At 74.2% G+C, this 23409-nt stretch carries 19 protein-coding genes; 9 read left to right on the top strand and 10 right to left on the bottom strand.

What is annotated here, in order from left to right; all coding sequences use genetic code 11:
* Positions 1-21: 21 nt before the first annotated feature.
* Positions 22-1260 carry a septation protein SepH gene (gene sepH / locus AC1C2W_RS06515; RefSeq protein ID WP_495412684.1) on the top strand — a complete coding sequence of 413 codons (1239 nt, stop codon included), beginning with the start codon at positions 22-24 and terminating at the stop codon, positions 1258-1260.
* 146 nt (positions 1261-1406) lie between these two features.
* Here sepH and AC1C2W_RS06510 read toward each other — a convergent pair whose 3' ends face one another.
* The 5 genes from AC1C2W_RS06510 to AC1C2W_RS06490 form a co-directional block, all read right to left on the bottom strand.
* Complete coding sequence (locus AC1C2W_RS06510) at positions 1407-2081, bottom strand: thymidine kinase (protein ID WP_495390930.1); 675 nt, start codon at positions 2079-2081, stop codon at positions 1407-1409.
* Positions 2082-2147: 66 nt separating this feature from the next.
* Positions 2148-2783: a DinB family protein gene (locus AC1C2W_RS06505; RefSeq protein ID WP_495390931.1), complete on the bottom strand. Its 636-nt coding sequence runs from the start codon at positions 2781-2783 to the stop codon at positions 2148-2150.
* Positions 2784-2836: 53 nt separating this feature from the next.
* Positions 2837-4057, bottom strand: a complete 1221-nt coding sequence (locus AC1C2W_RS06500) for an alkaline phosphatase family protein (RefSeq protein WP_495390932.1) — start codon at positions 4055-4057, stop codon at positions 2837-2839.
* Positions 4054-4653: a DUF5998 family protein gene (locus tag AC1C2W_RS06495; protein ID WP_495390933.1), complete on the bottom strand. Its 600-nt coding sequence runs from the start codon at positions 4651-4653 to the stop codon at positions 4054-4056. The genes AC1C2W_RS06500 and AC1C2W_RS06495 overlap by 4 nt, the downstream gene beginning before the upstream one ends.
* An 83-nt stretch (positions 4654-4736) precedes the next feature.
* Entirely contained in the window at positions 4737-7508 is a 2772-nt protein-coding gene (locus tag AC1C2W_RS06490; RefSeq protein WP_495412683.1) for a GNAT family N-acetyltransferase, read from the bottom strand.
* Positions 7509-7660: 152 nt separating this feature from the next.
* Here AC1C2W_RS06490 and AC1C2W_RS06485 point away from each other — a divergent pair, with 152 nt between their 5' ends.
* A complete protein-coding gene (locus AC1C2W_RS06485) occupies positions 7661-10144 on the top strand; it encodes a DNA gyrase/topoisomerase IV subunit A (protein ID WP_495412682.1) in 2484 nt (827 codons plus the stop codon).
* 15 nt (positions 10145-10159) lie between these two features.
* On the opposite strand, the gene AC1C2W_RS06480 is transcribed toward AC1C2W_RS06485, so the two are convergent.
* Positions 10160-10528: a DoxX family protein gene (locus AC1C2W_RS06480; protein ID WP_495390936.1), complete on the bottom strand. Its 369-nt coding sequence runs from the start codon at positions 10526-10528 to the stop codon at positions 10160-10162.
* A gap of 242 nt (positions 10529-10770) precedes the next feature.
* On the opposite strand from AC1C2W_RS06480, the gene sigJ reads away from it, so the two are divergent.
* A complete protein-coding gene (gene sigJ / locus AC1C2W_RS06475; protein WP_495390937.1) occupies positions 10771-11715 on the top strand; it encodes an RNA polymerase sigma factor SigJ in 945 nt (314 codons plus the stop codon).
* Between the two features lie 22 nt (positions 11716-11737).
* On the opposite strand, the gene AC1C2W_RS06470 is transcribed toward sigJ, so the two are convergent.
* A complete protein-coding gene (locus tag AC1C2W_RS06470; protein WP_495412681.1) occupies positions 11738-12439 on the bottom strand; it encodes an alpha/beta fold hydrolase in 702 nt (233 codons plus the stop codon).
* 83 nt (positions 12440-12522) lie between these two features.
* On the opposite strand from AC1C2W_RS06470, the gene AC1C2W_RS06465 reads away from it, so the two are divergent.
* Both AC1C2W_RS06465 and AC1C2W_RS06460 read left to right on the top strand, forming a co-directional pair.
* Entirely contained in the window at positions 12523-12852 is a 330-nt protein-coding gene (locus AC1C2W_RS06465; RefSeq protein WP_495412680.1) for a GNAT family N-acetyltransferase, read from the top strand.
* A complete protein-coding gene (locus AC1C2W_RS06460) occupies positions 12834-12977 on the top strand; it encodes a GNAT family N-acetyltransferase (protein ID WP_495412679.1) in 144 nt (47 codons plus the stop codon). Before AC1C2W_RS06465 ends, AC1C2W_RS06460 begins: the two co-directional genes overlap by 19 nt.
* Positions 12978-12986: 9 nt before the next feature.
* Here AC1C2W_RS06460 and AC1C2W_RS06455 read toward each other — a convergent pair whose 3' ends face one another.
* Complete coding sequence (locus tag AC1C2W_RS06455) at positions 12987-13688, bottom strand: lysoplasmalogenase family protein (RefSeq protein WP_495412678.1); 702 nt, start codon at positions 13686-13688, stop codon at positions 12987-12989.
* Positions 13689-13755: 67 nt separating this feature from the next.
* The gene (locus AC1C2W_RS06450; RefSeq protein ID WP_495390941.1) at positions 13756-14898 is read right to left on the bottom strand and encodes a GNAT family N-acetyltransferase; all 1143 of its coding nucleotides are present in this window, start codon (positions 14896-14898) and stop codon (positions 13756-13758) included.
* Positions 14899-15093: 195 nt separating this feature from the next.
* Here AC1C2W_RS06450 and AC1C2W_RS06445 point away from each other — a divergent pair, with 195 nt between their 5' ends.
* Together AC1C2W_RS06445 and metH are read left to right on the top strand one after the other, a co-directional pair.
* The gene (locus tag AC1C2W_RS06445; RefSeq protein WP_495390942.1) at positions 15094-15987 is read left to right on the top strand and encodes an SMP-30/gluconolactonase/LRE family protein; all 894 of its coding nucleotides are present in this window, start codon (positions 15094-15096) and stop codon (positions 15985-15987) included.
* A 75-nt stretch (positions 15988-16062) separates the two neighbouring features.
* Positions 16063-19635: a methionine synthase gene (gene metH / locus AC1C2W_RS06440; protein ID WP_495412677.1), complete on the top strand. Its 3573-nt coding sequence runs from the start codon at positions 16063-16065 to the stop codon at positions 19633-19635.
* A 383-nt stretch (positions 19636-20018) separates the two neighbouring features.
* On the opposite strand, the gene AC1C2W_RS06435 is transcribed toward metH, so the two are convergent.
* The gene (locus tag AC1C2W_RS06435) at positions 20019-21227 is read right to left on the bottom strand and encodes a serine hydrolase domain-containing protein (protein ID WP_495412676.1); all 1209 of its coding nucleotides are present in this window, start codon (positions 21225-21227) and stop codon (positions 20019-20021) included.
* Positions 21228-21442: 215 nt separating this feature from the next.
* Here AC1C2W_RS06435 and AC1C2W_RS06430 point away from each other — a divergent pair, with 215 nt between their 5' ends.
* Both AC1C2W_RS06430 and AC1C2W_RS06425 read left to right on the top strand, forming a co-directional pair.
* On the top strand, positions 21443-22672 hold the full coding sequence (locus AC1C2W_RS06430) for a sensor histidine kinase (protein ID WP_495412675.1): 1230 nt from the start codon (positions 21443-21445) through the stop codon (positions 22670-22672).
* Complete coding sequence (locus AC1C2W_RS06425; protein ID WP_495412674.1) at positions 22669-23337, top strand: response regulator; 669 nt, start codon at positions 22669-22671, stop codon at positions 23335-23337. The genes AC1C2W_RS06430 and AC1C2W_RS06425 overlap by 4 nt, the downstream gene beginning before the upstream one ends.
* Positions 23338-23409: the final 72 nt, after the last annotated feature.

The following is a 23409-nucleotide window of genomic DNA, read 5'->3' as shown; positions in this document are numbered from 1 at the left end:
TGTGACCCTGAGGGAGGAAGCATGGCCGAGCTGGAGCTCGTGAGGCTGCACGAGGACGGTGAGCGGCTGGTTCTGCGCGGACCCGACGGCGCCCAGAGCACGCTGCCCGTCACGGACGCGCTGCGTGCCGCGGTGCGCAGGGACCGCCCGCGCACGGAGGCGCTGCGCGCCCAGGCCCCGACGACCATGCGCCCGCGCGACATGCAGGTACGCCTGCGCGCGGGCGCGTCGGCCGAGGAGCTGGCGGAGGAGTCCGGCCTGTCCGTCGAGCACGTGCAGCGCTACGAGTGGCCCGTCGTGGCCGAGCGCGAGTACGCCGTCGGGCAGGTGCGGGCGCACCGGCTCCCGGGCGACGACGAGACGACGACGCTGGGCGAGGTCGCCGACACGCGGCTCGCCGCGCGCGGGGTGCCCACCGCGGAGGCCCGCTGGTCCGCCCGGCGGGAGGGCACCGCGCCGTGGGTCGTCGAGGTGCGGTTCTCCGCCGGCGACCGCGACCGATCCGCTCGCTGGACGTACGACCCCAAGGGGCGCGTCGTCACGCCGCTCGACGACGAGGCACGCTGGCTCGGCCAGCCGGACGACCCCGTCTCGCCCGACGTGCTCGGCGTGCCCTCCGCAAACGGCCGGGGCGGGTACCCCGGCCCGGGCGCACGGGCCTCCTCGCCGCGCCGGCATGTCGGGGACGACACCACGGCCCTCCTGCTCGACGACCTCGCGGGCCGACGCGGACAGCGTTCGGCCGACCGTCCCCGCTCCCCTGCCGCATCCCGCGACCACGACGACCGCAGCGAGGCGATACCGGAGGTGCCCCTCGGCTTCGTCACCGCACCGTCCCCCGGCCGCCCGACCGCCCCTGCCGGGGGCACCGACGAGACCGAGGGGACGGCCGAACCCTCCGGGGCGAGCGTCGTCGACCTCGGGTCGCGCCGTGCGGGCCTGCGCACCTCACCCCCGGAACGGTCCGGCCATCCCGCGGGCGGACGAAGCCCCGTGCCCTCCACGCTCCCCCCGTCCGACGACGGCGACGGTCGCCCCGCGGGCGTCACCGAGCGCGAGGCGCGCGAGCCGAGCTCGGACGACGTCGTCGACGACGCGCCGCCGCCCAGCGGTCCTCCCGGCCAGGGAGCACAGGGGCCGCAGCCGGCCGCGCCGGCGCCGCGCAACGACAAGCCCGTACGCCGGGCCGGGCGCAAGGGCCGGGCGCAGGTGCCCAGCTGGGACGAGATCGTCTTCGGCGGCGGCCGCCCCTCGTCCTGAACGGCCCGCCCGCTGGTTGAGCTTTTCGGAACCCGCTGGTTGAACTTGTCGAAACCCGCTGGTTGAGCAGGTTTCGACAGGCTTAACCAGCGTGCGTGCTGGTCGACCAGGTTTCGACCCTTCGACAAGCTCAGGACGGCGCACGCTCAACCGGCGGCGTGACCCAGGTCCAGCTGGCCGGTGGTCGCCGACCGCCGCCTGGCGTCCGAGGCGGTCATGCGTCGCATGTGGTGGCGCCGGCACAGCACCTCGTAGGAGACGGGGCCGCCGTCGGGCGCGCCGGCCTCGCCGGCCAGGACGTCGCCCACCACCACCTGGTCGCCCTCGACCACCATGACGCCGCCCACGGTGCGCGCATTGTGCGTGGCCCGGGCGCCGCACCAGCACAGCGACCGGACCTGTAGCTCCTCGACGCGGTCGGCCAGCTCGATGAAACGCGCCGCCCCGGGGAAGAGCCGGGTGCGGAAGTCGGTGGTGATCCCGAAGGCGAACACGTCGAGCTCGACCTCGTCGACCAGGCGGGCCAGCTGCTCGACCTGCGCCGGGGAGTAGAACTGCGCCTCGTCGCACACGAGGTAGTCCACGAGCCGGCCGGCCTGCCGCTCGGCGACCACGACGTCCCAGAAGTCCGTGCCGTCGGTGACCTCCCGGGCGTCGACCTCGAGCCCCAGGCGCGAGGACAGGCGCGCCGCGCCGGCGCGGTCGTCCCGCGTGAAGATCAGCCCGGAGCGGCCGCGCGCCGCGTGGTTGTGGTCGGTCTGCAGGGCCAGCGTCGACTTGCCGCTGTCCATGGTCCCGGAGAAGAAGACGAGCTCGGCCATGGGCCAGATCCTGTCAGACGCCGGGCCCAGGTCGGCACATCAGTCGGCACGTCGCTGCCGGGCGCATCACTGACCTACGCGGCCGTCGACGCGCTCGCGCAGGAGGTCGGCGTGGCCGCAGTGCCGCGCGTACTCCTCGATGTGGCTCAGCAGCAGCTCGCGGAGCTGCAGCGCGCCGCCGGGCTCGGCGCCGAGGTCGGACAGACCCGCGTTCGTGGCGCCCAGGTCGTCGATGCCGGCCACCATCCGGTCCGTCTCGGCCATCTCGGCCCGCCACCGCCGGAAGGCCTCCTCGACGACGGACGGGTCGGCGACGGCGCCGTCCCAGTCGCCGTCGCGGTTCTGCTCGCTGCGGTAGAGCCACGGCGCGTCCTCGCCGGCCATGATGCGGCGCACGTGCCGCTCGTCCTCGGTGAGGTGCCGCACCAGCCCCAGCAGGGACATCGTGGACGGCGGCACGGACCGGCGGGCGAGCTGCTCGGCGTCCAGGTCGGCGCACTTCAGCTCGATCGTGAGCCGGTTGGCGCGCAGGGACTCGAGCAGGATGTCGCGCTCGTCGACCAGCTCCGCGTCGGACTCGCGAGGGTCGTCGTCCGGGTCCACCCACATGTCCGCGTAGACGGTCGCCCGCGTCCACCGGGACGTCGTCGGCTCGGGGGTCTGCTCGCTGGTCTTCCCACTGGTCTCCTGGCTCGGCTCCATCCGGGCATCGTGCCATCGGCACCCCGTCGCACGCCAGAGAATCTGGGCGGCCCCTACGCCTGCGCGAGGAGCACCGGCACCACCATCTCGGTGGGCGTCAGCGACCCGTGCACCCCGGGCATCTCCCGCGCCGCCGCGGGGTGCAGGCGCGAGTCGACCACCGTCGCCGCCCCGCGGGCCGCGACCAGGACGTCGCCGACGGCGGGCAGCACGTGGTCGGCCATCGGACCCAGCCAGCCCGCGGCGACCGCGTCGTCGCGAAGCGTCACGAGCGCGTCGTCGCCCAGCACGCCCGCCCAGCGGGCGGCGACGTCACGAGGGTCGGCGCCGGGGTCCACGTACACGTGCACCGCGCGCGGTTCGCCGCCCAGCAGGGCGACGTCGCGCGCGAGCTCCGGGGAGGACGCCACGTCGTGCTGGTGCGCCGGGTCCGCCGTGATCTGCCCGTGGTCGGCCGTGACGAGCACCAGGGTGCCGCGCGGTACGGACCGCACCAGCCGGCGCAGCTCGGCGTCCGTCGCCTCGAGCGCGTCCCCCCACTGCCACGATCCCGGTCCGAACCGGTGCCCGGTCTTGTCCACCGCGCCGTGGTACAGGTACACCACGCCGGGCTCGCGCAGCTCGCGCACCGCGGCGTCCACCTGCTCGCCGAGGCTCTCGGCCGCGACGTACCGGGGGCCGCGCAGCGCCGCGCGCGTCATCCCCGACCGGGCGAACTTGGCCGGACCCGGCGACACGACCCGCACCCCCCGCGCGACGAGCGTCTCCAGGACGGTCGGCTCCCGCTGCAGCGCCTCCGGCTCCGCCCGCAGCGGGCCGGAGAGCTTGGCGCCCGGGCGGTAGGGGTCGGACTGCTCCGTCCAGGAGACCGTCGTGGCGAGACCGCCCGTGTCCGGGTTGCGCTGCGTGTACCCGAGCAGCCCGGTGCGCCCCGGCGAGGTGCCCGTGCCGAACGTCGCGAGCGCGGCCGCCGTCGTCGACGGGAAGCTGGAGCGCACCGACCTGCCGTCCGCCTGGAGCGAGCGCAGGAAGGGGGCGTGCCCGCCGCGCTCGGCGAGGTTGGCCTGCCCCAGCCCGTCCACCAGCACCACGACCACCCGCTGCAGCCTGCGCGGCAGCCCGAGCGTGCCGCGACAGTCCGCCGAGCGGAGGCCGGTGGCCGTCGTGAGGTCCACCCCCAGGGCGCCCGCCACCCCGGGCAGGACTGCCGCGAGCGAGCCCGTGCCGTACGACGGCGCCAGCAGGCCGTCCGGCAGCGCGACCGAGGTCGTCATCGGGCGGCGCGCCCGCTCACCCCGGTGGCGGCGGACAGCGCGCGCGAGAAGGAGGTCGCCCGGCGCAACGCGTCGCGGCCCTCCGCCGCGCCGCTGACCCGCACGACGACGTCGTCCGGCGTGAGCTGGCCGGTGAGGCCGTGGTCCGCCTCGCAGGCCGGGTCCGGGCACTGCACCGGCTCGAGGTCGATGCGGGACACGGCGCCCCAGCCGATCGCGAGCGTCAGCTCCGAGGCACTGTCGCCGGGAGCGTGCTGGGCGGGCTCGTCCACGACGTGGGTGAGGGCCACCGAACGGATCTCGCTCAACGGCACGGCCTCCGTGGTCGCCGCGGCCGACGACGGGTGGGCGGCGTCGCCCTCGTGGTCGTCGACGTGCGCGGTCACCAGTCGCGTGGGGGTGAGCGCCAGCACCGTCAGGTGCCGGCGCACGGTGTCGTCGAAAGTGGTCTCGGCCTGCACGAGGTGAGCGAGCACGTCCTCGTCGGCGATCGCGACGTCCAGGACGTCCTCCACGAGGTCCGGGTAGTACCCGGCCCGGCGTACGTGGACGGACAGGTCAGCACGGAGGTTCTCAGAGGCGGTGGCATGCGGCACCCGCGCATTCTCCCACCGCTGCGGCCGCCGTGGCCACCGTCGTCCCCAGGCCCGTCGTCAGGCCGTCGACGCCCGGATCACCGTCAGGCCGGCAGCGCCCGGCGCGGGGCGTCCGCGCGCTGCGGCACGGAGCGCAGCCGCACGCCGGCGTGCAGCACGCTGACCCCCTCGGAGCCCGCCACCACCGGGTACAGCTCCAGCGACGCGAGCTCCGGCAGGTCGTCCGCCAGCACCGACACGCGCGCCAGCACGTCCTCGAGCGCGTCGATGTCGGCGGGCGGCGCGCCCCCGTACCCGAAGAGCCGCGGCACGGCACGGACGGTGCGGACCATCGCCGCGACGTCCACGTCGGTGAGCGGCGGGATGCCGTAGGCGACGTCGTCCAGCAGGTCGGTCGCGTCGCCGGCGAGCCCGAACGAGACCTTGGGGCCGAAGAGCGGGTCCTCACCCGAGCGGATCACGCACGGGACGCCGGCCGGGGCCATCGCCTGCACCTCCATCGCCGGGTCGGCCTCCCCCAGCACCCCGGTGGCGACCTCCCGCATGCGCTGCACGTCCGCCCGCAGCTCCGCCGCGTCCGCGATGTCGAGGCGCACGCCGCCGAGGTCCGTGCGGTGCCGCAGCGCGGTCGAGGCCGTCTTCAGCGCTACGGGCCAGCCGAGCTCGTCGGCCGCCGCCACGGCCTCGTCGGCCGTCCGCACCGTCCGCGAGCGCCACAGGCGCAGGCCGTAGCACGCGAGCAGCCGGGCGGTCTCGTCCTGCGTGAGGGTGCGCCCGTCGGCCGCGGCCGGGTCCCCGCCCTCCGGGGCGAGCCAGCCCTCCACGAGCCGGCGGGCGCCGCGGGCGTCGATGCCGTCGGGCCGCACGTGCGTGCCGCGGTCCTCCGTGCGCCACCGCGCGTAGGTGACCACCTTGCCGAGCGCCGTGACGGCGTCCTCGGGCGTGGAGAACGCGGGGATGCGCACCGACGTGCCGTCGGGGCCCGTCGCCGCGAGCTCGTCCGGCAGCCCGCTGAGCCCGAGCATGGAGGCCACGGTCGTGCGGCCAGTGCGCGCCGCCGCCTCGGCGACGGCGCGCGCCACCGCGCCCGTGCGAGGCACCACCACCGGCACGTCGACGGCGACCACCACGTCGCAGGCGCCCGGCGCGTACAGCGCGCCCGTCACCTGGGCGATCTGCTCGTCCGTCGCGTCCGGCGGCAGGAAGTCGGACGACGCGGCGACGACGAGCCCCGCCGCGGCCGCGGCCTCAGCCACGAGGGCTGCGAGGGCGGCCGAGGAGGCGAGGATCCCGACGCGCTCGCCGGTCGGCAGGGGCTGGTGCGCCAGCACCTGCGCGACGTCCATCAGCTGGTGCGTGTTCTCCGCCCGGATCACGCCGGACTGGCGCAGCATCTCGTCGAGCAGCCGGCGCGGGGCCTGCGTGGCACGCACGGCGTGGCCTGGCGGCACGACCTGACCGGAGCGCCCCGCCACGACCACCACGACGGGCTTGACCGCGGCCAGCCGGCGCGCGATCCGGGAGAACTTGCGCGGGTTGCCGATGGACTCCAGGTACAGGCAGACGACCGCGGAGCGCGGGTCGTCGTGCCAGTACTGCATGAGGTCGTTGCCGGAGACGTCGGCGCGGTGGCCGGCGGACAGGAGCGCCGAGACGCCGAGCCCGCGCCGGGCCAGCGTCGCGGTGAGCGTGACGGCGGCGGGTGCCGACTGGCAGAACATCCCGACCACCCCGGGGCGCGGCGGGCGGACGGCGAGGCTGGCGTGCAGCCGGGCCCCGGGCGTGGTGGTGAGCAGGCCGAAGGACGCCGGCCCGACGACGCGCATCCCGCCGGCGTGCGCGGCGCGCACCAGCTCGCGCTGGCGCGCCAGCCCGTCGGGCCCCGTCTCCGCGTACCCGGCGGAGAGCACGACCACGCCCCGCGCCCCGCGATCCGCCAGCCGGCGCACCGCCTCGACCGCCTCCGACGGGGGGACGGCGAGCAGCGCGAGGTCGACCTCGGCCACCTGGTCCCAGGACTCCACGGCCGCCACGCCCGGCGCCGCCGGGACCGCGCCGGGCGCGCGAAGCACCGTCAGCTCGGTGTCCCCCGGGTCGGCCACCGCGGCGTCGACGACGCGCTGCGCGAGGTGGTGCTCGGTCGTCGGCGGCGCCGACCCGGCGGGGCCGGGCCCCACCAGCAGCACCCGGCGCGCCGTCAGCAGCGCCTGCATCGAGCGGGCCTCGGCGCGGTGCTCGCGGTCGGCCATGACCTCGCGCGACCGCTCGGTGGGGTCCAGGTCGAAGGCGACCATGACCACGCCGTCGTCCAGGTGCTGGCTGATCGCGTACCCGGCGTCGCGGAACACGGCCAGCATGGAGGAGTTCTGCGGCAGCACGTCGGCGGTGAAGCGCCGCACGCCGCGCTCGCGGGCGGCGGCCGCCACGTGCTCCAGCAGCACCGAGCCCAGGCCCTTGCCCTGCATCGCGTCCGCGATGTTGAACGCGACCTCCGCCTCGGTGTCGGAGACCTTGTCGTACCGCGCGACGCCGAGCACGTCCTCGCGCGGCCGCCCCTCGTCGTCGACCCCGGGGCGCACGGCGATGAGCGCGACGCGGTCGTGGTGGTCCAGGTGCGTGAGCCGGTTCAGCTCCCGCTCGGTGAGCCGCCGCACCGGCGCGAAGAAGCGGAAGTATGCGGAGCGCTCCGACTGCGCCTCCTGGAACCGCTGGATCGCGTCGGCGTCCTCGGGACGCAGGGGTCGCAGGTGCATCGTGGAGCCGTCGCGCAGCACGACGTCCGCCTCCCACGCGAGCGGGTATGCGGGCACCTCGGAGCCGGGGGTCCGATCGGCGGGCTGGTCGGGTCCGTCCACCCGTGCAGGCTATCCGGGCCCTGGGACAGGGGCCGCCCGCCGCGCCTGCGCGGCCTTGTGGGCGCCGGCGACTAGAGTCTGGTGCCGTCCCGACGACCGGTCGACCGCCCGTAGACCGAACCCGCATCAGCCGACCTCAGGAGCCGCACCGCATGGCGCGCAAGAGCAGCAGCGCATCCGTCACCGACGAGCCGTTCGACGAGAAGATCGTCGACATCGACGTCGCGGCGGAGATGGAGGCGTCCTTCCTCGAGTACGCGTACTCCGTCATCTACTCCCGCGCGCTGCCCGACGCCCGCGACGGGCTCAAGCCCGTGCACCGCCGGATCCTGTACATGATGGCCGACATGGGCCTGCGGCCCGACCGCGCGCACGTGAAGTCCTCCCGCGTCGTCGGCGAGGTCATGGGCAAGCTGCACCCGCACGGCGACACCGCGATCTACGACGCGCTCGTGCGCCTCGCCCAGGACTTCTCCATGCGCCTGCCGCTGGTCGACGGGCACGGCAACTTCGGCTCGCTCGACGACGGCCCCGCCGCCCCCCGGTACACGGAGGCACGCCTCGCCCCGCCGTCGATGGCCATGACGGCGGGCCTGGACGAGGACGTCGTCGACTTCGTCCCGAACTACGACAACAAGCTCACCCAGCCGGCGGTGCTGCCGTCCGCGGTACCGAACCTGCTGGTCAACGGCGCGTCGGGCATCGCGGTGGGGATGGCCACCAACATGGCCCCGCACAACCTCGTCGAGGTCGTGGCCGCGGCGCAGCACCTGGTCTCCCACCCCGAGGCCACGCTCGAGGACGTCGTGCGCTTCGTGCCCGGGCCCGACCTGCCCTCGGGCGGCAAGATCGTTGGCCTGGACGGCGTCCGCGACGCCTACCGCACCGGGCGCGGATCGTTCCGCACGCGGGCGACGGTGCGGGTCGAGAACGTCACCCCGCGCCGCAAGGGGCTCGTCGTCACGGAGCTCCCCTACGGGGTGGGCCCTGAGAAGGTGATCGAGAAGATCGCCGACGGCGTGAAGGCCAAGAAGATCCAGGGCGTCACGAACGTCCAGGACCTCACCGACCGCAGCCACGGCCTGCGCCTGGTCGTCGAGGTCAAGACGGGCTTCGACCCGGACGCGGTGCTGGAGCAGCTCTACCGCACCACCCCGCTCGAGGACTCGTTCGGCATCAACAACGTGGCGCTCGTCGACGGCCAGCCGCGCACGCTCGGGCTGCTCGAGCTGCTGCGCGTGTGGGTGGGCCACCGCATCAACGTCGTGCGCCGCCGCACGGAGTACCGGCTCGCCAAGCGCCAGGAGCGCCTGCACCTGGTCGAGGGGCTGTTGCTGGCGATCGTCGACATCGACGAGGTCATCCAGGTGATCCGCACCTCCGACGACGTGGGCGGCGCCCGCGAGCGCCTGATGAGCGTCTTCGACCTCTCGGAGCCGCAGGCCACCTACATCCTCGACCTCCAGCTGCGCCGCCTTACCAAGTTCTCCCGGATCGAGCTCGAGAAGGAGCAGTCCGAGCTGGAGCGCGAGATCGCCGAGCTCAAGGAGATCCTCGCGGACGACGCCCGCCTGCGCGCCGTGGTGAAGGCCGAGATGGCCGAGGTCGCGTCGACCTACGGGACGCCGCGCCGCACCGTGCTGCTCGACTCCGCGGGCGGCGCCACCGCCCCGGCCGCGACCAACGGCAGGAGCAAGGCGCCCGCGATCTCGCTCGAGATCGCCGACTCCCCGACGCGGGCGCTGCTGTCCGCCACGGGGCTGCTCGCGCGCACGTCGGGAGACACCCCCGACGCCCCGGTGGAGCGGGCCGGCCGGCGCCACGCCCACGACGCGCTGCGCAGCGACGTCGCCACGTCCACCCGCGGCGATATCGGCCTCGTCACGACGGCGGGCCGGCTGCTGCGCGTATCCGTCCTCGACCTGCCCGCGCTCCCCCCGGTCGACGGGCCGCCGTCGCTGTCCGGGGGCATCCCGGTCAGCGAGCTGGTCGCGCTGGCGCCGGGCGAGTCCGCGCTCGCCATCGCGTCACTCGACCCGGACGCCCCGACCCTCGCCCTCGGCACCGCGAACGGCATCGTCAAGCGCGTCCTGGCCGGTGACGTGCCCGCCAACCGGGACGAGTGGGACGTCGTCTCCCTCAAGGAGGGCGACCGGGTGGTGGGCGCGGCCCCGGTGGGCGACGACGACGAGCTGGTCTTCGTCGCCTCCGACGCCAGCCTGCTCCACTTCGACGCGTCGAACGTGCGCCCGCAGGGCCGGTCCGCCGCCGGCATGGCCGGAATCCGCCTGACCGCCGGGGAAAAGGTGGTCTTCTTCGGCGTCGCGCGGGCCGCCACCCGCGACCTGCACATGGTGGTGACCGTCGCCGGCACGTCGGGCGCGCTGCCGGGGACGGGCGGCGGGTCGGCCAAGGTCACGCCGTACGAGCTGTACCCCGGCAAGGGCCGCGGCACCGGTGGGGTGCGCGCGCACCGCTTCCTCAAGGGCGAGGACGGTCTCGTCCTGGCCTGGGTGGGCGAGGGCCCGGCCCGCGGCGTCGGCTCCGCCGGGCAGCCCGTCGAGCTGCCCGACAGCACCGACCGTCGGGACGGGTCGGGCCAGCCGCTCGCCGCGCCGGTCACCGCCGTCGGCTGACCGGGGCGGCGGCGGTCACACCACCGTGGCCAGGAGCGACCCCGCCGCGAGGGGCAGGAAGAGGCACGACGTGGCGAAGAACTGCGTCGACCAGTCCTCGACGCGGACGTGGCTGAAGATGGCGCAGATCCAGAACAGGATCAGCCCGGTGGCCGCGGCCGTCCCGACGTACGGCACGCCGAGGACGCCCGCGAGCAGGCCGGCCGCCCCCGCGAGCTTCAGCGTCCCGATGGGGAAGACCGCCCATGACTCCGGGACGCCGATCGTGGCGAGGTTCTTCCGCAGGCCCGGCACGATCCTCCGGGGGCGCGCCACCCACAGCACGCCGGAGATCGCGTTCATCACGACGGTCGCGAGCACGACCGCCAACCCCCAGGTCGTCACGAGGCGGCGCCTTCGTCACGCGAGGAGACGCCGGCGCGTCCGCCCCGGTCCGTCGTCCTGTGCTGGGACATCATGTGGTCTTCCTGTCTCTCGGGCTCGACGCCGGCCTTCCACCAGAAGGCGGCTCGATGGTCCGACGACGTGACCACGAGAAATGTGAGGTGGCGCGCCGACCTCACAGGTCGTCGCGGTGTCTCGTCGGTACGGGTACGGGCTGATGCCACCGAAGGAGATGCCGAGACATGACCACTCCGACCGAGCCGGGACGCGACCAGCCGGATCCCGCCCTGAGGGCGGTCATGAGCGAACGGCGCCAGCTGGTCGCCGTCGCCTACCGGCTCCTCGGCTCTCTGGCCGACGCCGAGGACGTCGTCCAGGAGACCTACGCCCGCTGGTACGGCCTGGCGCCCGAGCAGCGGCAGGCCATCAGGTCGCCCGGCGCCTGGCTGACCAAGGTCGCCAGCCGCATCTGCCTCGACGTGCTCGGCTCTGCACGGGCACGGCGCGAGCACTACGTGGGCGAATGGATCCCGGAGCCGCTGCCCGGCCGCGCCGTCTGGGACGACGAACGGCCCGGCGCCGCGACGCACGACCCGGCCGACCGTGCCACCCTCGACGAGTCGATCACGATGGCATTTCTCGTGGTGCTCGAGTCGATGACGCCGGCCGAGCGGGTGTCGTTCGTCCTGCACGACGTCTACGGCTATCCGTTCGCCGAGGTGTCCGAGATCGTCGGCCGTTCACCGGCCGCCTGCCGCCAGCTGGCCACGTCGGCGCGCCGCCGCATCCGCGGCTCTCGGGCGCCCGCCACCCCGGCGACGCAGCGGGCCGCCGTCGTCCGCGACTTCAAGAAGGCGTGGGAAGCCCAGGACATCGGCGCCCTCGTCGGCCTGCTCGACCCCGACGCCGTCGCGGTCGCCGACGGCGGCGGGCGTGCCAGCGCCGCGCTCCGCCCGATCGTGGGGCGCGAGCAGATCGCGCGCTACGCCCTCGAGATCGCCGGCAGGGTGCCCGGCCTGACGCTCGTGGAGCGCACGGTCAACGGCCTGCCCGGCCTGGTGGCCCAGCGCGGCGGCGTCACCGTCACGGTGGCGGCCTTCGACGTCGCGGACGACCGGATCACGCGCATCTGGACGGTGCGCAACCCCGAGAAGCTCCGGCCGTGGACGACGGGAGCACCCGCGTGACGGCGTCGACGCCGCCCCGGACCTAGCCGATCGCCGCGGTGATCGCCGCGCCCAGGTCCCCCGGCCGCGTGAACATGGGCCAGTGGCCCGTGGGCAGGTCGACGATCTCGTAGTCGTGCAGCCGCGAGAGCTCGGCGACGAACGGGTGCCCCTCGGACATGAGGCCGCGCAGCACCTCGCCCGGCATCTCCGACGCGATGACGGTCGACGGGATGTCGAGTCGGCGCTCGTCGTCGCTCAGCCGGTGCGCCTCGCGGACCGTACCGCCCGGCTGGGTGGTGGACCCGGCCAGGACGTCGGCTCGGATCTCGTCGGTCATGTCGCGCAGCGAGTCCTCCTCGAACTCGCTCCAGTCGAGCGGCACCTCGACGACGTCGGCCGGCAGGTCGGCGTTCATCGCCTGCCCGTCCGCCACCGGGCCCGAGTCCACGTACACGACGTGCGCGACCCGCTCCGGCCTCGCGTCGGACGCCGCGTACACGAGACCGCCGGAGGCCGAGTGGCCCACCAGCGCGACCGGCGCGCCACCCGGCACGGCGTCGATCGCCTCGACGACGGCGGCGACGTGGTCGGCGAGGTGGATGCCGGACCGGTCCTCGTCGGGCGATCCCATGCCCGGCAGCGTGATCGGGTGCACCGTGTGCCCCGCCGCGGTGAGGGACGGGACGACCCCGTCCCACGCCGAGCCGTTCAGCCAGAACCCGGGTACCAGGATGATGTCCATGCCCGCGAGCCTAGGTGTGACCACCGACACTCTCCGGGGAAATCCCGGGGGAACCACGGCCCGGACCTGCTTGGATGGCCGCCATGCCCGACCCCGACCTCCCCGACGGCTACGAGTTCTCCGCCGACCCGACCCGGATCGACGCCGCCCGCGTGCACGAGCTCCTGGCCACGCACGCCTCCTGGGCCGCCGGCCGCACGCGCGAGAAGCTGGACAGGGCGCTCGCCGGGTCCCGCAGCTACGGCGTGCTCCTGGGCGCCACGGGCGAGCTGGTCGCCTACGCCCGGCTCGTCACCGACGGGGCCATCTTCGCCTGGCTCGCGGACGTCGTCGTCGACCCGGCCCACCCGGCCTGGGCCTCGGCACGGCCGTCGTCGCCGGGGCGGTCGCGGACGTGGAGCCGCTCGGCCTGAAGCGGGTGCTACTCAAGGCCTCCGACGAGGGCCGCGGCATCTACGAGCGCCTGGGTTTCACCCCGGTGCCCGAGCCAGGGACCTGGATGGAGCACCGCAGCGCGCGCCCCAGCACCCTCGCCTGACGCGCAGGTTCAGCGGCGCGCGAGCACTCCCGCGACGATCAGCGCCTGCCCGGCGACGTAGGTGAGCATCACCCAGAACCCGGATGCCGGCGGCGCGAACCAGTCGGTGAACGCGCCGAGGGCGATCATCGCGTCCGACGCGAGGAAGACCGCCCCGCCGACCCCGGCGAGCGGGTGCACCCCGGTGGCGAGCACGGCCATCACGACCAGGCACAGCCCGTACACCACGACGGCCGCGAGCAGCACACCGGGCGCCCCCGCGGCGCACGCCACGACGAGGGCCGCGGCGGCCACCACGTACGGCAGCAGCAGGAGGGGCCGCCCGGCGAGACTCTCGCGCCGGTACGGCCAGTAGGCGACCGCGTAGACGACCTGCGCGGCCAGGAAGAGCCCGACCATCACGAGGAACGCCGCGTCGCCGTCGAATGCCGCGGGGAGCGTGTCCCCGAGCCAGGAGAACGCGAGCGCCGCCAGCACCAGCCGGACCAGCCGGGACCGTGGCGCCGGCACGGCGCACCAGAGGGTCACGGCGAGCAGCGGCATCAGGCACCCCTGCGTGACGCGCGCCCAGGTGCTCGCCTCGGCGGCCTGGGCGGCGAGGTGCAGCACGGTGAGCATGGCCAGCGTGACCGCGGCGGCGCGCGAGGTGGCGGTGGGCAGGAGCCGGTGCGGCGATGCGTGGAGCAGCCCGGGATGAACGGCGTCGGTCACGCGAGGCAGCCTAGGCCCCACCCGGCCCCTGCCGAAACCTCCGGACGGGGTGATCCGGGGCCGGCGCTCAGAGCTCGATCGTGAGCAGCCGCGAGCCGTGCCGCTTGACGTATCCCAGGCTCGCGTACAGCCCGTGCGCGCCGCTCGGGTTCTGGGTGTCCACGTCGAGCGCCGCGGCCGCCATCCCGTCGTCGGCGAAGGCGCGCATGCCCGCCGCGAGCAGCGCGACGGCGACCTTGCGGCCCCGGTACGCGCGGCGGACCCCGAGGATCTCCGTGTAGCCGAACGGGTACCCGCGCACCGCGAAGTCCTCGGTGTAGCGCGCCGCCACGTGGTAGCCCGCGACGAGGGGCAGGCCCTCGCGGAGCGCGGCGGCCGTGTCCGCGTCGGTGGCCGGATCGGCCAGCAGCGCGGCCACGTCGGGGGCGGCGTCGACGACCGCGAACGACCACTCGGGGGCGTACGTGCTGCGCGCGGAACCCCACTGCTCGGGCGTCTGCGGCTCGCTCCCCCAGTGGTCCCGGAAGGCGTCGTTGTGCGCGAGCCGGGTGGGCTCGTCGAGCTCGTCGCGCAGCGGGACGAGGCGCAGGCCGCCGTCCAGCTCCACGGTGGGCAGGGGGCGCGCGACCAGGTCGCGCAGGTCGCGCTCCAGGTCCGAGTAGAAGCGCCGGGGCGTGAAGCCCCCGCGCTCGTGCAGGCGGACCTTCGCCGCCGGCGCGTCGTCCTCCAGGAAGGCGGCGAGCCGCGCAGGGAGCTCCCGGCCCGACCTCGTGCCCGAGGCCGCCAGCACCTGGCGGCCCCGCGCCACCTGCCAGGCGAACAGCTCGCGCCCGATGCCCTCGCCGCGGCGGGCCGGGTGCACCCCGCCCCACAGGAACGCCCGCACGCGGCTCACGTCGCCGGGCATCGTCTCGACGTACCCGTAGGCACGCAGCGCGCCGTCGTCGTCGAACCCGAGGACGGAGTCGGTGTCGAAGTGCCGCCAGGGGGCCTCGAGGATCTCGACGAGCTCCCCGAGCGCCTCCCGGTACGGCTCGTGGTCGGCCTCCGCGACCGTGTTCCGCAGCTCCAGCAGGGCGGGTGCGTCGGCGCGCGTGGCCGGGCGCCACGTCAGCCCGCCGGCGACGAGCGGCGGCAGGACGGACGGCGCGGCGGCGCGCTCCGCGATCGGCGCGAGGGCCGGGACATCGGTCTGGGCAGGGGTCGACATGCCTCTCACGCTAGGCCCGGCACCGCGCCGTGCGCACGGAGATTTTCGGCCCGCCCGGCGGCCGCCACACCGCGGGTCGGGCGCCCTGCGCGCCCTTTTGCCCGCCCCTGGCGCTGTGTGGCGCGGTGCAGCGTCCTGTACCGTGCAGCGTCCTGACCAGCCGAGGGGCCTCGGCCCCCACCTCCGGAGCGTGTGATGACCGACCTGACGCCCGCCGTGCTCGAACGCCTCGACGAGCGCTTCGACGCCGTGAACGGCGACGCGCGCCTCGAACGGATCTGGACCGGCGGGCGGTGGACGGAGGGTCCCGTCTACGTGCCCGCCGGCCGGTACCTGCTGTTCAGCGACATCCCGAACGACCGCGTGCTGCGCTGGGACGAGACCGACGGCTCGGTGAGCGTCTTCGAGTCCCCGGCCGGGTACTCCAACGGCCGTACGCTCGACCGCCAGGGGCGCGTCGTCACCTGCCAGCAGGGCATGCGACGGGTGGTGCGCACCGAGCACGACGGCTCGACGACGGTGCTCGCCGACCGGTGGGACGGCAAGCGGCTCAACAGCCCCAACGACGTCGTGGTGTCGCGCGACGACGCCGTGTGGTTCACCGACCCGCCGTACGGCATCACGAGCGACTACGAGGGCGAGCGCGCGGAGCCGGAGATCGACGGGTGCCACGTGTACCGGGTCGACCCCGGCACCGCCGAGGTGGCCGCCGTCGCGACCGACTTCGTGCGCCCCAACGGGCTGGCCCTCTCGGCCGACGGGAGCCGCCTGTTCGTCGCGGACACGCACCGTCAGCACGTGCGGGTGCTCGACGTCGACGGCGCGCGGCTCGCGGGCGGGGAGGTCTTCGCGGACCTCGACGGCCGGCCGGACGGCGTGCGGCTCGACACCACGGGCCGGGTCTGGGTGGCCGCCGGCGAGGCGATCCACGTCTTCGACCCCGACGGCACCCTCGTCGGCCGGGTCCTGGTGCCCGAGGAGGTGTCGAACCTCGCGTTCGGCGGCCGCAAGGGCAACCGGCTGTTCGTCACCGCCACCACCTCGGTGTACTCCATCCTGCTGAACGTCAACGGCGTGCCCACGCTCTGATCCCGCCCCCCGCGTGGGTGGACGCCCCCTGGACAGACCGGTGGCACGCCCCGCGCCCGCGGCTACGCTGCACGGGTGACGACCACGCTCGACCTCGCTGCCGCCGACTCCCGCGCCTCCGCCCTGGGCGAGGCCCTGCGCACGCGCGTCGTCGTCGCCGACGGCGCGATGGGCACGATGATCCAGGCCGCGGACCCGACCCTGGAGGACTACGAGGGGCACGAGGGCTGCAACGAGGTCCTCAACGTCTCCCGCCCGGACATCATCGCGAGCGTGCACGACGCCTACCTCGAGGTCGGCGTGGACGCGATCGAGACCAACACGTTCGGCGCCAACTGGTCCAACCTGTCCGACTACGGGATCGACGACCGCATCCGCGAGCTGGCCCGCGCCGGGGCGACCCTCGCCCGCGGACGCGCCGACGCGTTCGCCACCGACGACCACCCGCGCTGGGTGCTCGGCTCGATGGGCCCGGGCACCAAGCTGCCCAGCCTCGGGCACACCACCTACGCGCACCTGCGCACCACGTTCGCCGAGCAGGCGGCCGGGCTCCTCGAGGGCGGCGCAGACGCCCTCCTGGTCGAGACCAGCCAGGACCTGCTGCAGACCAAGGCCGCCGTCACGGGCTGCCACGACGCGCTGGCCGAACTCGGCCGGACGGTGCCCGTCATCGCGTCGGTGACGGTCGAGACCACCGGCACGATGCTCATGGGCTCGGAGATCGGCGCCGCGCTCACCGCGCTGCAGGCGATCGGCGTCGACGCCATCGGGCTGAACTGCGCCACCGGACCGGAGCAGATGAGCGAGCACCTGCGCCACCTCGCGCAGCACTCCGAGGTGCCGGTCACGTGCATGCCCAACGCCGGCCTGCCCGAGCTCGGCCCGGACGGCGCGGTCTACCCCCTGTCCCCCGCCGAGCTCGCCGCCGCGCACACGCAGTTCGTGGGCGAGTTCGGGCTGGGGCTCGTGGGCGGCTGCTGCGGCACGACGCCGGAGCACCTGCGCCAGGTGGTCGAGGCGGTTCGCGGCAAGGCGCTGCCCGAGCGGCACCCCGTGCGGGAGAACGGCGTCGCGTCCCTGTACGCGCACACGGACCTGCGCCAGGACACGTCGTACCTCGCGATCGGCGAGCGCACCAACGCCAACGGCTCCAAGGCGTTCCGCGAGGCGCTGCTCGAGGGCCGGTGGGACGACATCGTCGACATCGCCCGCGCCCAGACCCGCGACGGGGCGCACCTGCTGGACGTCTGCGTCGACTACGTGGGGCGCGACGGCGTGGCGGACGTGCGCGAGGTGGTGTCGCGGCTCGCGTCGGCGTCCACGCTGCCGCTCGTCATCGACTCCACGGAGCCGGCCGTGCTGCAGGCCGGCCTGGAGCTCGTGGGCGGGCGCGCCGTCGTGAACTCGGTGAACTTCGAGGACGGCGACGGACCCACGTCCCGGTTCGCGCGGATCATGCCGCTGGTGCGCGAGCACGGCACCGCCGTCGTCGCCCTGACGATCGACGAGGAGGGCCAGGCCCGCACCGCCGACCACAAGGTCGCGATCGCGACCCGCCTGATCGAGCAGCTCACGGGCGACTGGGGCATGCGCGTCGACGACATCATCGTCGACGCCCTCACGTTCCCCATCGCCACCGGGCAGGAGGAGACGCGGCGCGACGCCATCGAGACGATCGCGGCCATCACGGAGATCACCCGGCGCTTCCCCGGCGTGCACACCACGCTCGGGGTCTCCAACGTGTCGTTCGGGCTCAACCCGGCGGCGCGCGCCGTGCTCAACTCCGTCTTCCTGCACGAGGCGACCCAGGCGGGGCTCGACTCCGCGATCGTGCACGCCGCGAAGATCCTGCCGCGCACCGCGATCCCCGACGAGCAGTGGGAGGCCGCCGAGGACCTCGTGTGGGACCGGCGCCGCTACGACGACGAGGGCAACCTCACCCACGACCCGCTGTCGCACCTGCTCGAGCTCTTCTCGGGCGTCGACGCCACGGCGCTGCGCGACCAGCGCGCCGCCGAGCTCGCCGCCCTGCCCGTGAGCGAGCGGCTCGAGCGCCGGATCATCGACGGCGCGCGCAAGGGTCTCGAGGACGACATCGACGAGGCGCTGGCGAACGGCACGAAGGCGCTCGACATCGTCAACACCCACCTGTTGGGCGGCATGAAGGTGGTGGGCGAGCTCTTCGGCTCCGGGCAGATGCAGCTGCCGTTCGTGCTGCAGTCCGCCGAGGTGATGAAGTCCGCCGTCGCCCTCCTCGAGCCGCACATGGAGAAGGTCGAGGGCGACACCGCCACCAAGGGCACCATCGTGCTCGCCACCGTGCGCGGCGACGTGCACGACATCGGCAAGAACCTCGTGGACATCATCCTCACCAACAACGGCTACACGGTGGTGAACATCGGCATCAAGCAGCCGGTGGCGGCCATGATCGAGGCCGCGCAGGAGCACGACGCCGACGTCATCGGCATGTCGGGCCTGCTCGTGAAGTCGACCGTGGTGATGAAGGAGAACCTCGCCGAGCTCGCCTCGCGCGGGCACGCCGACCGGTGGCCCGTGCTCCTGGGCGGCGCGGCGCTGACCCGCGCCTTCGTCGAGGACGACCTCGCGTCGGCGTTCCCCGGCACCGTCCGGTACGCCAAGGACGCTTTCGAGGGGCTGCGGCTCATGGAGCCGCTCGTGGCCGTCGCGCGCGGCGCCGACCCGGAGTCCGTGGGGCTGCCCGCGCTGCGCAAGCGTCGCCACGCGCTGGTCGAGCTCGTCGAGACCCCCGAGGCCGACCTGCCCGCGCGCTCCGACGTCGCCGCCGACAACCCCGTGCCCGACCCGCCCTTCTGGGGCACGCGCGTCGTCAAGGGCGTCCAGCTCGCCGACTACGCGGCGTTCCTCGACGAGCGCGCCACGTTCATGGGGCAGTGGGGGCTCAAGCCGGGCCGTGGCGACGATGGGCAGAGCTACGAGGAGCTCGTCGAGACCGAGGGCCGCCCGCGCCTGGCCGAGTGGCTGGAGCGCATCCGCACCGACCAGATCATGGACCCCACGGTCGTCTACGGCTACTTCCCCGTGTGGTCCGACGGCGACGACATCGTGGTCGCGCACCACGACGGCCCGGACGGCGGCTCCGGCGGCGAGCCGGGCACCGAGCGCCTGCGGTTCCACTTCCCCCGCCAGCGCCGCGACCGGCACCTGTGCCTGGCCGACTTCGTGCGGCCGCGGTCGTTCGTCGAGGAGACGGGCCGGTTCGACGTGCTGCCCGTGCAGCTCGTGACCGTCGGCGACACGGTGTCGGGCCACACGGCGAAGCTGTTCGAGGCGAACAGGTACCGCGAGTACATGGAGTTGCACGGCCTGTCCGTGCAGCTCACCGAGGCGCTGGCGGAGTTCTGGCACTCCCGCGTGCGCGACGAGCTCGGCTTCGCGGCCGAGGAGCCCGACGACGTCGAGGGGCTGTTCAAGCTCAAGTACCGCGGCGCCCGGATGTCCCTCGGCTACCCCGCGTGCCCCGACATGGAGGACCGCCGCAAGGTCGTGGAGCTACTGCGCCCCGAGCGCGTGGGCGTCATCCTCTCCGACGAGCTGCAGCTGCATCCGGAGCAGTCCACCGACGCATTTATCCTGCATCATCCCGACGCGAAATATTACAGCGTGTGAGACAGGTATCTAGAAGGGATCCTGGACATCGGCTCGACGTGGCCGTCGATCGATGCGCAACTAATCAATAACGAGCGGCAGTCTCGAACACTGGCTTGCCATCTCCGTCGCATCCCGTCCGAACCACGAGCGATACTCGCCCGCCGACGATGCTTCCCAGGGTTCGACGGTACGCCGATGGCGACAAGCTCGTGCGGGTGAACGTCGGACCCTCACGGCACCCTGGCCGCACGCTCGGCCCAACCCAGAGCCCGGCTTTCGACCGGGAGCGCGACCTCGCGCGGCGTGACGCGCACTCGTGGCACGACTGCATGCAGCGGATCCGCCCACCCTGTCAGCGGTCCGCCCGGCGAGCGGACCGCTGACAGGCTCAGACACGTTCCTCAGTCGCAGAACGCCGCGTCGACGGTCTCGGTGACGGCCCGGTAGGTGTCCAGGAGCCGCTCCTCGTCGGTCGGGTCGCCGAACCCCCACGGGAGGGAGGTGACGGCCACGGTGAAGGCGGTGCCGTCGTCCGCCACGCCGTTGCGGGTCTCGTACCCGTGGATGTCGCCGCCGTGACCCCAGACGACCCCGCCGCAGCTGAGCGGGTAGCTCTGGATGCCCAGGCCGTAGGCCGATCCGGGCCACAGCTCGTCGTCGGCCGGCACGCTCTTCTTCATCTCGGCGATGCTCTCGTCCTCCAGCAGGCGGCCGTCGAGCACGGCGCGGAAGAACTCGTTGAGGTCGCTCGGGCTCGCCACGACTGCGCCGGCCGCCCAGCCGAAGGACGGGTCGAGGGTGGACACGTCGGCAGGCTCCCCGCCGCCCTCCCCTGTCTCGTCCCCGTGGTAGCCGTGCGGGTGGTCGCCGCGGAGCTCCTGCTCGCCCACCCCGGGGAAGTAGGTGTGCTCGAGGGCGAGCGGCTCGATGATGCGGTCGGTGACGACCTCGAACAGCGGCCGCTCGGTCAGCCGCTCGACGACGACGCCCAGGAGGAGGTAGTTCGTGTTGCTGTACTCCCAGCTCTCGCCCGGTGCGAAGCGGGCCGGCTCGGCGAGGGCGAGGTCGAGAAGATCGCGGGGTGACCTGTACGCATGCTGGACGCTCTCGAGGTCGGCGGCGATCCCGGCCGTGTAGTCGGGCAGGCCGCTGGTGTGCTGCAGCAGCTGGCGCACCGTGATGTCCTTCCCGTCGATGCCGTCGCCGTGGACGAGGCCGGGAAGGTAGGTCTCGATCGGCTCGTCGAGCTCGACGAGCCCCTCCTCCACGAACTGCATCACGACGACTGCGGTGTAGGTCTTCGTGTTGCTGCCGGCGCGGACCTCGCCGTCGACGGGGACGGGCCCGCCGGTGTCGAGGTCCCCGACGCCCGAGACCAGGTCGTCGTGGTCGCCGTGGGGAGACGTGATCGAGGCGAGGGCGGCCGGGAAGCCGGTCTCGACCAGTCCGTCCAGCCTCTCCTGCACGACCTGATGCGTGGCGGAGGGCTCGTGCGGGGCGACGCTCGGGTCGCTCGTCGCGACGTCTGCCCAGATGCCGGCGGTGGCCGCGCCGGCGACGACGAGGCCGACGGCGCCGATCGTCAGGGTTCGGGTGGTCCTGGTCAACATGTGCTTCCCCTTCTCGACACGTCCGGGGCCGGACGTGCCTCCACCCCACCCGGCTGCGGCCGCCGTGACACCCTCCGGGCAGACGGGATCGGGACTGTCCTTGCGGAGGGGGCGCCGCCTCGACGACGCGACGACGCTGGGGGCATGACCGCACCACGTGCTCGACGCCCTCGTGCTCGAGCTGGAAGGACCTCGACCTGAAGGACAATGACTCCGTGACGCCGCCCCCTCGCCCGCGCCCCCTCCAGGACCGGCTCGGGCAAGCGGTGCCCGTCGTGGTGACCGCCCTGGTGGGGATCGGCCATCTGGTGGCCTACGCCGTGCTCGCCGCTCGGCCCGCGACCGACGCCGACGCCGACGCCGACGCGATCCTGGACGGCTGGCTCCCCGCTCTCCCGGTGCTGGCGCAAGCCGCCGCCCTCCTGGCGCGACACCGCGCTCCTCTGATCACGCTCGGCGTCGTCGCCGGCCTCGACGCCCTCGTGCTCGCGATGTCGTCGGGCGAGCTGGGCACGGGGGCTCCGGGCGTGATGTTCGCGGCGTACGCCGCCGCCCGTGCCCGGGACCGACCGTGGCGGTACCGGGTGGTGCTGCTCGTCGCTCTGGTCGCGACGGTCGCGGAGGGCATCGCACTGCAGTCGAGCACCGAGATCGCCGCGCCGCTGACGATCCCCTACGCCCTGCTGCGCGGCATCCTGGTGTTCGGTACGCCGGTCCTCGTCGCCGAGATCGTCACCGGCCGCGAGCGCCTGGTCGAGGCGCTGCGCGAGCGGGCCGAGGCGGCCGAGCGCGAACGCGAGCTCCGGGCGTCGGAGGCCGTGCAGCGGGAGCGGTCGCTCATGGCCCGCGAGCTGCACGACATCGCCGGGCACCACCTCAGCGGCATCGTCGTCAGCGCCCAGGCCGCGGACGCGCTGCTGCGCAGCGAGCCGGACCGCGCGAGCGAGTACCTCGGCGTCGTCAAGCGGGAGGGGCAGGCCACCCTCGCCAACCTCCGCCAGGTCGTGGGGCTGCTGCGCACCGACGAGCGGGGGGAGCTGGCCCCCGCCGCGGCGGTGGACCAGCTGCCCGCGCTGGTCGCGGGGGCGTCCGCGACGGGATCCCCGGTGGCGTTCACCACCACGGGGGACCCGGTCGAGCTCGGGCCGCTCGCCGCGGCGGCGGCCTACCGGATGGTCCAGGAGTCACTCGCGAACACGTCTCTGCACGCGGCAGGTGCCCCGCGCGAGGTGCGGGCGGACTACGGCCGGGACTCCGTCGTCCTCACCGTGCGCAACGCTCCGGGCCGGGAGGCGATCAGGCCGTACCCACCGCGTGACGGCTACGGCCTGATCGGCATGGCCGAACGCGCGGAGCTGGTCGGCGCCACACTCGTGACGGGGCCCGCCGCGGACGGCGGCTGGACGAACACCCTCACCATCCCGTACGGAGACGACCCCTCATGATCGACGTGCTCATCGCCGACGACCAGGCCGTCGTCCGAGCGGGCCTCTCGGTGATCCTGCAGGCCCCCGGCGACATCCGCGTCGTCGGCGAGGCGCGAGACGGGTACGAGGCGGTGGCACTCACCCGCGAGCTGCGCCCGGACGTCGTCTGCATGGACGTCCGCATGCCGGGCCTGGACGGCATCGCCGCCACCCGCCGGATCACCACCGACGCCACGCTCGACGCTCGCGTGCTCGTCGTGACCACCTTCGACGTCGACGACTACGTCTTCGGCGCCCTGGAGGCCGGAGCAGCGGGCTTCCTCCTCAAGGGCGCCGACGAGGACACCCTGCTCGGCGCCATCCGCTCGGTCTCCGCCGGAGACGGGACGCTCGATCAGCGGCTGACGCGCCGGGTGCTCGCCGAGTTCGCCGCCCGGCGCCCGGCTGCGCCGCGACAGCCCGCCGATCTGCCCTCGCCGCTGACCACCCGTGAGCTCGAGATCCTCGCCCTGCTCGCCCGCGGGATGTCGAACCAGGAGATCGCGGACGAGCTCTTCATCGAGCAGACCACGGTCAAGTACCACGTCGCCGGCGTGCTGACCAAGACCGTATCGCGCGACCGCCTGCAGGCGGTCGTGTGGGCGTTCCGCCACGGGGTGGTCGAGCCCCCACCGGTGCCCTGAATCGGCGTGTCCCCCGTGCGAGCTACCCGCGAATGCCCTCCGTACGGTGACGACTCCGCCTCGGGGAGTCCA

Source organism: Isoptericola sp. Y581 (genome assembly GCF_059445475.1).
The sequence above is the reverse complement of the archived record's forward strand: the minus strand, read 5'-3'. Positions and strand labels throughout refer to the sequence as shown.

Bases quoted from the DNA above. Each gene is read 5' to 3' on its own strand.
- sepH (WP_495412684.1), top strand. From the start codon at position 22: ATGGCCGAGCTGGAGCTCGTGAGGCTGCACGAGGACGGTGAGCGGCTG.
- AC1C2W_RS06510 (WP_495390930.1), bottom strand. From the start codon at position 2,081: ATGGCCGAGCTCGTCTTCTTCTCCGGGACCATGGACAGCGGCAAGTCG.
- AC1C2W_RS06505 (WP_495390931.1), bottom strand. From the start codon at position 2,783: ATGGAGCCGAGCCAGGAGACCAGTGGGAAGACCAGCGAGCAGACCCCC.
- AC1C2W_RS06500 (WP_495390932.1), bottom strand. From the start codon at position 4,057: ATGACGACCTCGGTCGCGCTGCCGGACGGCCTGCTGGCGCCGTCGTAC.
- AC1C2W_RS06485 (WP_495412682.1), top strand. From the start codon at position 7,661: ATGGCGCGCAAGAGCAGCAGCGCATCCGTCACCGACGAGCCGTTCGAC.
- sigJ (WP_495390937.1), top strand. From the start codon at position 10,771: ATGACCACTCCGACCGAGCCGGGACGCGACCAGCCGGATCCCGCCCTG.
- AC1C2W_RS06470 (WP_495412681.1), bottom strand. From the start codon at position 12,439: ATGGACATCATCCTGGTACCCGGGTTCTGGCTGAACGGCTCGGCGTGG.
- AC1C2W_RS06465 (WP_495412680.1), top strand. From the start codon at position 12,523: ATGCCCGACCCCGACCTCCCCGACGGCTACGAGTTCTCCGCCGACCCG.
- AC1C2W_RS06450 (WP_495390941.1), bottom strand. From the start codon at position 14,898: ATGTCGACCCCTGCCCAGACCGATGTCCCGGCCCTCGCGCCGATCGCG.
- AC1C2W_RS06445 (WP_495390942.1), top strand. From the start codon at position 15,094: ATGACCGACCTGACGCCCGCCGTGCTCGAACGCCTCGACGAGCGCTTC.
- AC1C2W_RS06435 (WP_495412676.1), bottom strand. From the start codon at position 21,227: ATGTTGACCAGGACCACCCGAACCCTGACGATCGGCGCCGTCGGCCTC.
- AC1C2W_RS06425 (WP_495412674.1), top strand. From the start codon at position 22,669: ATGATCGACGTGCTCATCGCCGACGACCAGGCCGTCGTCCGAGCGGGC.